The 8,399-nt window shown below is 30.1% G+C and carries 9 protein-coding genes and 1 tRNA gene; 9 read left to right on the top strand and 1 reads right to left on the bottom strand.

Going from position 1 to position 8,399, the window contains the following annotated elements; genetic code table 11:
- The 9 genes from PKV21_07655 to PKV21_07615 form a co-directional block, all read left to right on the top strand.
- A partial coding sequence (locus tag PKV21_07655) for a HEAT repeat domain-containing protein (protein ID HOM27364.1) occupies nt 1-433 on the top strand: 433 nt, incomplete at its 5' end.
- A 9-nt stretch (nt 434-442) separates the two neighbouring features.
- Entirely contained in the window at nt 443-1,285 is an 843-nt protein-coding gene (prmC, locus tag PKV21_07650) for a peptide chain release factor N(5)-glutamine methyltransferase (GenBank protein ID HOM27363.1), read from the top strand.
- Nucleotides 1,286-1,320: 35 nt separating this feature from the next.
- Entirely contained in the window at nt 1,321-2,586 is a 1,266-nt protein-coding gene (gene murA / locus PKV21_07645) for a UDP-N-acetylglucosamine 1-carboxyvinyltransferase (GenBank protein HOM27362.1), read from the top strand.
- A 2-nt stretch (nt 2,587-2,588) separates the two neighbouring features.
- On the top strand, nt 2,589-3,386 hold the full coding sequence (gene dapB / locus PKV21_07640; protein ID HOM27361.1) for a 4-hydroxy-tetrahydrodipicolinate reductase: 798 nt from the start codon (nt 2,589-2,591) through the stop codon (nt 3,384-3,386).
- Nucleotides 3,379-4,536: an LL-diaminopimelate aminotransferase gene (locus PKV21_07635; GenBank protein HOM27360.1), complete on the top strand. Its 1,158-nt coding sequence runs from the start codon at nt 3,379-3,381 to the stop codon at nt 4,534-4,536. Before dapB ends, PKV21_07635 begins: the two co-directional genes overlap by 8 nt.
- Nucleotides 4,524-4,976, top strand: coding sequence for an AIR carboxylase family protein (locus PKV21_07630; protein ID HOM27359.1), 453 nt, complete (start codon nt 4,524-4,526; stop codon nt 4,974-4,976). Before PKV21_07635 ends, PKV21_07630 begins: the two co-directional genes overlap by 13 nt.
- Before the next feature lie 15 nt (nt 4,977-4,991).
- Nucleotides 4,992-6,062: a hypothetical protein gene (locus tag PKV21_07625; GenBank protein ID HOM27358.1), complete on the top strand. Its 1,071-nt coding sequence runs from the start codon at nt 4,992-4,994 to the stop codon at nt 6,060-6,062.
- A 1-nt stretch (nt 6,063) separates the two neighbouring features.
- Entirely contained in the window at nt 6,064-7,029 is a 966-nt protein-coding gene (gene pfkA / locus PKV21_07620; GenBank protein HOM27357.1) for a 6-phosphofructokinase, read from the top strand.
- A 15-nt stretch (nt 7,030-7,044) separates the two neighbouring features.
- Nucleotides 7,045-7,116 (top strand) — tRNA-Cys (locus PKV21_07615).
- A gap of 1 nt (nt 7,117) precedes the next feature.
- On the opposite strand, the gene PKV21_07610 is transcribed toward PKV21_07615, so the two are convergent.
- Nucleotides 7,118-8,399 (bottom strand): radical SAM protein (locus PKV21_07610; protein ID HOM27356.1); only part of this gene is annotated, 1,282 nt, incomplete at its 5' end.

Raw genomic sequence — 8,399 nt, 5'->3', positions numbered from 1 at the left:
CTCTTATCAAAGAGAAACAAATGAAGAAAAGAATGAAATTATTTTTGCTGTTAAATTAATGAATGCTCTTGCAAATTTAAGAGATACAGATTCTTTACCAGTCATAAAAAAAGCATGGAGAGAATTTGGAGTTCCGGGTTTAAGAATGTACTATTACATTGCTCTTGGAAAACTTGGAGAATATAGAAGTATTGATTTAATGGTATCCAGATTAAAAGAAAACTATCCTCAGGGTAATCGCGAAGAAGAAATTTATATAAGAGCAAGTATTATTGAAGTTCTTGGAGAATATTTAAAGCAAAATCCCGATAATGAAATTAAAGGTCTTATTGAGTATCTTGCAGAAGAAGGAGAATATCCACTGATTAAAAATACGGCTAAAAAAGTTATATCTTCTTTAGTAAAAGATGAAGTAAAAGAGGCAAAAAATTAATAAAAAACTGTGGATGCTTTAACCTTCCTAAAAAAAACAGAAAAAGAACTTCAAAAAAAGGGCATAAGTTCACCTCGTATAGAACTGGAAATATTATTGTCACATATTCTTGGAATAGAAAGATACAAAATTTATATAGAAAAAATATTTTTATCTGAAAAAATACAGAAAAAATTATTAAAATTAATTGAAGAAAGAAAAAAAAGAATACCGACTGCATATCTTACTAAAAAAATTTATTTTTATGACTGTGAATTTATAATTGAAAAAGGAGTTTTTATACCAAGACCAGAAACTGAATTGCTTGTAGAAAAAACAATCAATTTATATAAAGAGTATTTTTATCCAAAAAAAGTTAAAATTCTTGACATTGGAACCGGATGTGGAAACATCGCTATTACACTTGCTAAAAATATTGATAATTGTCTGGTTACAGGAATTGACTTTTCTAAAAAAAGTTTAAAAATTGCTCACAGAAATGTTTTTTTAAATAATGTTGAGAAAAAGGTGAATCTCTTATTTTCAAATATTTTTAGTGAAATAAAAGAGAAATTTGAAATAATAGTAAGTAATCCACCATATGTGAGTGAAAATGAATATAAAAAACTGGAAAAAGAAATAACAAAGGAACCAAAAAGGGCACTTATCGGAGGAAAAGACGGTCTTAAAATAATAGAAAAAATTTTAAAAGGAAGTTTGTATCACCTTAAAAAAAATGGGTTTTTAATAATTGAAATAGGTTATAATCAAGCCCCGAAAATAAGAAAATTTGTTCCACCTGAACTTAAACTTTTTTCTATTGAAAAGGACTTTTCATCTTTTGAAAGAATTATGGTCTTTAAAAAAATATAAAATATAGTAAAATAATATGACAAAAAAGGAGACATATGGAAAAATTTATTATTGAAGGTGGTAATAAACTTGAAGGAGAAATAGAAGTATCCGGTTCAAAGAATGCTTCACTACCTATAATTGCCGCCAGTATAATGGGTGAAGGAAAAACTGTTTTATATAATGTCCCTGATTTAAAAGATATCCAAACAATGATAAAAATTTTAAACTATATGGGTGTCAATACAAAATTTGAAAATAATACTCTTGAAATTGACCCATCAGGGATTTATCAATTTACCGCTCCTTATGAATTCGTGAGCACAATGAGAGGTTCAATATGCCTTTTAGGACCTTTACTTGCAAAATATAAAAAGGCAAGATTTTCAATGCCGGGTGGATGTGTAATAGGACCAAGACCAATTGACTTACACATAAAAGGACTAAAAAAACTTGGAGTTCAAATAGAAAATGAAGAAGGATATATAGTAGGAAAATGTGACAATCTTAAAGGTACTAAAGTTTTCCTTGGAGGAAATTTTGGTTCAAGTGTTCTTGCTACCGCAAATGTGATGTGTGCTGCTGTTTTAGCTGAAGGAGAAACAATTATTGAATTTGCTGCCTGTGAACCAGAAATAGTAGACCTTGCAAATTTTTTAAAAAAAATGGGAGCCAGAATATATGGAGAAGGTTCCCATATTATCAGAATTGAAGGAGTCAAGAAATTAAAAGGTGTTGAATATAAAATTATTCCGGATAGAATTGAAGGAGGAACTTATATACTTACTGGATATATTACAAAAAGTAAAATAAAAATTAATGGAGTTATAACAGAACATCTTCTTTCTCTTTTTGATAAAATAGAAGAATCGGGTCTTGAAATTTATTATGGAGATAATTTTGTTGTCACTATACCCAAAGAAAGATGGAAAGCAGTTGAAATTACAACCCTTCCATTTCCAGGTTTTCCTACTGACCTACAAGCACAAATGATGAGTTTTCTTACACTTGCAGATGGAATAAGTTTGATAACAGAAAAAGTTTTTCCTGAAAGATTTATTCATGTTGGAGAATTGAATCGACTTGGTGCAGATATTACCCTTGATGGTTCAAAAGCGATAATAAAAGGAGTAGAGTTATTAAAAGGCACAAAAGTCATGGCTTCTGATTTAAGAGCAAGTGCAGCACTTGTTCTTGCCGGTCTTGTCGCTGATGGAACTACTGAAATTTCAAGAATATATCACCTTGATAGAGGGTATGAAAAATTTGAAAAAAAATTAAATATGCTGGGTGCTAAAATTAAAAGGGTAAGGGAGGAATAAAAATGGAAAAAATTAATCTGATTGTATGTGGTGCCTGTGGAAGAATGGGAAGTTTAATAATTGAACTTGCTCTAAAAGATAAAGATTTTTTTGTAAAAGGTGGAATTGAAACCAAAAGCCATCCAATGATTGGTTATGAAATCAAAGAGGGCATTAAAGTTTTTGATAGTTTAGATGAAATAGTAGAAAAAGATGATATAGTAATTGATTTTACAGTACCTTCAGCAACTATGAGTTTTATAAAGACAGTTAAAGAAAAAAGAGGTAAAATAGTTATTGGAACAACTGGTTTCAAAAGTGAAGAAATTGCAAAAATAAAAGAAATTTCAGAATATATACCGGTTTTTTTATCACCAAATATGAGTTTAGGTGTAAATCTTTTTTTTGAAGTTATAAAATATGCAACTAAACTTTTCAAAAATTACGAAATTGAAATAGAAGAAATACATCATCATTTTAAAAAAGATGCGCCAAGTGGTACTGCAAAAAAAATTGCAGAAATAATATGCAATGAAAGAAATTTAAAAATAGAGAAAATTTTGAAATATGGAAGAAGTGGAGAAACAGGAGAAAGACAATTTGATGAAATAGGTATACATTCTTTAAGAATTGGAGATATAGTGGGTGAACATACTGTTTTTTTTGGAGGAACTGGTGAAATAATTGAAATTTCTCATAGATGCTATAACAGAGAAGCATTTGCATCAGGAGCATTAAAGGTTTCAAAATATTTGAATAAAAAAGATAAGGGACTTTATGGAATGGAAAACTTTATAAAAGAGGAGGTTCTAAATGTTTGAAGTAAGTGAAAGATTAAGAAAAATCCCGCCATACCTTTTTGTAGAAATAGATAGAAAGAAAAAAGAATTAAATGCAAAAGGAGAATCTGTAATTGATTTTGGAGTTGGAGACCCTGACTTACCTACTCCTTCAAATATAATTGAAGCAATGAAAAAAGCAGTTGAAAATCCAAATTTTCATAGATATCCTTTTGGAAAAGGTACAAAAGAATTCAGAAAAGCAATTGCTGAATATTATAAAAAAAACTATGATGTTGAAATTGATTATGAAAATGAAATATGTGTTTTGATTGGTTCAAAAGAAGGAATTGCACATTTTCCTCTGTGTTTCATAAATAATGGAGATATTTCACTTGTTCCAGAGCCAGGATATCCTGTATACCATCTTGGGACTCTGATTGCAGGAGGGGAAAGTTATTTTCTACCTCTGAAAAAAGAAAATGAATTCTTACCGGAACTGGGAAAAGTTCCCGAAGAGATAATTAAAAAGACGAAAATTTTATATTTAAATTATCCGAATAACCCAACAGGAAGTTTTGCCTGTTATGATTTTTTAAAAGAAGCAATAAATTTCTGTAAAAAAAATAATATTATTCTTGTTTATGATGCTGCTTATTCAGAGATATATTTTGAAAAAAAACCAGTTAATATATTTTCAATAGATGGTGCAAAAGATGTAGTGATTGAATTTAACTCATTGTCCAAAACTTATAATATGACAGGATGGAGAATAGGATGGGCTTGTGGCAATACTTATTTAATATCGGCTCTTGCTAAAATTAAAGAAAACATTGACTCTGGAACCTTTGAAGCAATTCAATTCGCAGGAATTGAAGCACTTACAGGTTCTCAAGAATCAGTTATTAAAATTAGAGAAATATACAAAAGAAGAAGAGATATTTTTGCAACAGGGCTGAAAGAACTGGGATTTGATTTTAATTTACCATCAGGAACATTTTATTTCTGGGTGAAAATAAATGAAAGTTCAATTAAATTTGTTGACTTTTTACTTGAAAATGGTAAAATAGTTGCAACTCCGGGAGTCGGTTTTGGTCCTTCCGGTGAAGGATATATTCGTTTTTCTTTAACAATAAATGAAGAAAAAATAAAAGAAGCTATTTCAAGAATGAAAAAGATATGGCAAAAGTAATTATTGTAGTAGATAATGAAAATGACTTAAAAAAAATTGATGAAGGGAAGAAAATCCTTGAAGAATTAAAAATTTTTTATGATGTTAAAATAATTTCCGGAATGAATAATTTAAATCCAGTGGATGAACTTGTGGAATTAATAGAAAAAACAGAGATAGATGTAGTAATTGTCTGCAGTGGAATTTCAACTCATTTACCTGGTATTATTGCTTCCAAAACAATCATCCCGGTTATTGGTGTACCTTTACCTGTTAATGATATTCCCAGTACAGAAACCATATTTTCAATTGCACAGATGCCTGAGGGAGTTCCAGTTGCCTGTATGTCTCTGGGGAAAACAGGTATAAAAAATGCAGTTATCTTTGCAGCCCAGATTATATCAAGAAAAGATGAAAATTTAAGAAAAAAAGTAAAAGAATTTAAAAACCAATATATTTAAAAAAGGAGGTAAATGATGATATATGCTAAATTTAAGGATGGTTTGGAAGTAAGTGAGGGTATTTTTAAAGTGCTTGCAAGGTTTGCTCCAGATGGTGTTATGGATGTTTTTGCTTCGGATCAGCATAGTTCCTATATTAAACTTACAAATAGTTTTTTAAAACACATAGGTGAAAAAAGAGAAGCCAATGATGAAGATGTCAAGGAAGTATGTAAAAGATTTGCAAGACATCTAAGGGGCGAAGTTACAGCTGCATTATTTAATCATCTTGCTATTTTAACACCGGGATTTAAAGAAGCTCTTGGTTCAGAAATACTTTTAATTGGACGACTTGAACATACAAAACCAGTTGAACTTGATGGAGGATTAGGTAAAGTTGCCCGTCTTGCAATAGAACCAGAAGAAATTGCAGACAAAGTAGATGCATTCAAAACACTTGTGTATCTAAATCCCGACCATAAAGAAAGTTGGGAAAAAAACAGAGAATGGCTTGCAGATGTCTTTGAAAAATGTAAAAAACTTGAAAAACCTCTTTATAATGAAACATTACTTGCAGATTTACCGGGTGAGACAAAACTTGAAAAAGCAAAAAAATTACCTGATGTATTAATAAAAATGGCTGAAGATTTTTCACCATTAGGACATTTTTACAAAACTCAAGTTCCAGTATTATGGGTAGAAGAAGATGGAAAGATAATCCAGGTATGTTCACCACAAGTTGTAAGAGACGTTGCATTTGAAATGGAAAAAATATCACCAAGACCTTTATTATTACTCAGTGCAGCAGTAGATTTTGAACAATATGCAATCCAATACGGTTCGGTGTGTGACCTTGTAGCAGGACCTATGTGCGGAAGAGCATATTTTAAAGAAGCATTTACAGACCCTGAAACAAAAGATTGGGATACTCTTGAAAAAGCATTTGTAAAAATAGCAATACCAAGAATAAGACAGATTAGAACAATTACAAAAATTATGTCAAAGCCATGGTGGTATAAATTTGAATGGATTCACGAAGAAGCAAAATCTTTAATTAAAGAATCAAGAGAAATTAAACCAGGATTAAAAGCAGATTTTGGATATTAATATGAAAAGAGTGGGAATTATTACAACGGGTGGGGATGCGCCTGGAATGAATGCTGCTATAAGAAGTGCTGTCAGAACTGCTATTTATAATAATATTGAAGTAATTGGAATTTATGAAGGGTTCAGAGGACTTTATGAAAAAAAATTTGGACAGTTAACTTCAAGAAGTGTAAGTGGAATAATAAATCAGGGCGGAACAATTTTAAAAACCAGAAGATTTTATGAGTTTAAAAATAAAGAAATTAGAGAAATATGTTATAAAAATTTAAAAGAAGCAAAAATTGAAGGACTTGTTGTAATAGGTGGAGATGGTTCTGCTAAAGGCGCATATCTACTCTATTCAGAATTCAATTTCCCTGTTGTTCATATACCCGCTTCAATTGATAATGATATCTATGGAACTGACTATACAATTGGCTTTGATACAGCAGTAAATACAGCAATAGATGCAATAGATAGAATTAGAGATACTGCTACAAGTCATGAGAGAACTTTTATTATAGAAGTTATGGGAAGAGAAAGTGGTATTCTTGCGCTTGAAGTGGGTATTGTCTGTGGTGCTGAAATTGTAATAATTCCGGAAGTAGAGTTAAACATTGATAAAATTGTTGAAGAACTTAAAGAAGAAGAAAAAAAGGGCAAAAAAAGTTGTATAATTGTTCTCGCTGAAGGTGCAGAAAAAGCAGAGAAACTGGCAAAAGTTTTAAGTGAAAAATTTCCAGAAAGAGAAATTAGATATACAGTCCTTGGTTATATACAAAGAGGGGGAAAACCAACATATTTAACAAGAAAACTTGCAACTATTTTTGGACATAGAGCGGTAGAAATTTTAATGGAAGGAAAGTTTGGATATATGATAGGAATAAAGGGAGAAGAAATAGTTTATATTCCGCTTTCGGAAGTTACAAGTAAAACAAAATCTATAAGAGTTGAGTATTTAAATCTTGTAGAAAAAATGGCTATATAGGTATAATAAAAAAATGGCCTGGTAGCCAAGCGGGAAGGCAGCGGTCTGCAAAACCGCTATTCGCCGGTTCAAATCCGGCCCAGGCCTTTCATAATTTAATAAAATCCCATTTAAATGGTGGTTTTAAATATCCAAGATATTTGTCTATTGAAACCTTTTCTTCTTCAAAACTTTCCAACCAGTTTTTAAATTTGAAAAACTCTTTCCAGTTTTCAAATTTATTTCCTTTTTTCCATGTATTATAAATTACTTTTGACAGTTCTTCATCTCCCCGACTTAAAATACATTCTATAAAACTTGTTTCATAAGGGTGAAAATTAAACTTTACATATTTATTCCTTTTGAGTTTTTCTGTTATATATATCCTTTTTGTCTCATATTCTTCTTTTTTTATAAATCTTTCTGTCTGATATGAAGTGTGAGGTTTAGGAATAAATGTATTGAAAGAAATGTGTACAAATATTACCTTTGAAATTTCCGTTATAAGTTTAATAATCTCATCTATATCCTCTTCTGATTCATCGGGTAAACCAATCATAAAATATAATTTTATATGTCTGTAACCATTTGCTTTTGCCTGAATTGCAAGATTTAGTAATTCTTCATCAGTAATTTTTTTACCCAAATTTTTTCTTAAACGTTCGCTTGTTTCAGGAGCAAATGTCAGATTAGTTTTTTTTATTTCTTTAATCTTCAATGCAAGTTGAAAAGAAAAGGTATCTATTCTTAATGATGGAAATGAAATTGAAACATTTTTTAATTTAAATTCCTCTACAAGTTTTGTTACTATCTTTTCTATCTGTGGATGGTCTCCTGCTGAAAAAGATAAAAGAGAAATTTCTTCATAGCCAGTATTCTTATATACTTCTTTTGCAATTTCCAGAATTTTATTATAACTTCTAATTCGTACAGGTTTCCAGCAACTGCCCGCCTGACAGAACTTACAACCCTGAACACATCCTCTCATTATTTCAATTGAAATTCTATCATGAGTTATTTCAGTTAGTGGAACTAAATACTTCAAAGGAAAGAAGGAATTATCCAAATCTTTTACAATCGCTTTTTTCACTTTTTCTTTTTTTAATAATGGAACAAAAATTGAATCAATTTTATTTAGATTTTCAAGGATTTTATATCTATTATCCTTATTTTCTTTTATTATGTCAATAATCTCATTAAAAACCTCTTCTCCTTCACCAATAAAAAATGCATCTACAAAAGGAACGAGTGGCAATGGATTGAAAGCTGAATTTCCTCCTACAATAATTAATGGATGTTCATTTTTTCTTTCATATGCAAAAATTGGTATATCAGAAAGATAAAGGATGTTCAAAAAATTGGTATAATTCAGTTCAGATGATAAACTTATT

The sequence above is a fragment of the bacterium genome, from assembly GCA_035371905.1.
Classification (GTDB): Bacteria; Ratteibacteria; UBA8468; order B48-G9; family JAFGKM01; genus JAMWDI01.
Note: the sequence above shows the minus strand (reverse complement) of the source record. Positions and strands in the feature narration are given on the sequence as shown.

Bases quoted from the DNA above. Each gene is read 5' to 3' on its own strand.
- PKV21_07635 (HOM27360.1), top strand. From the start codon at position 3,379: ATGTTTGAAGTAAGTGAAAGATTAAGAAAAATCCCGCCATACCTTTTT.
- PKV21_07630 (HOM27359.1), top strand. From the start codon at position 4,524: ATGGCAAAAGTAATTATTGTAGTAGATAATGAAAATGACTTAAAAAAA.
- pfkA (HOM27357.1), top strand. From the start codon at position 6,064: ATGAAAAGAGTGGGAATTATTACAACGGGTGGGGATGCGCCTGGAATG.
- murA (HOM27362.1), top strand. From the start codon at position 1,321: ATGGAAAAATTTATTATTGAAGGTGGTAATAAACTTGAAGGAGAAATA.
- PKV21_07625 (HOM27358.1), top strand. From the start codon at position 4,992: ATGATATATGCTAAATTTAAGGATGGTTTGGAAGTAAGTGAGGGTATT.
- dapB (HOM27361.1), top strand. From the start codon at position 2,589: ATGGAAAAAATTAATCTGATTGTATGTGGTGCCTGTGGAAGAATGGGA.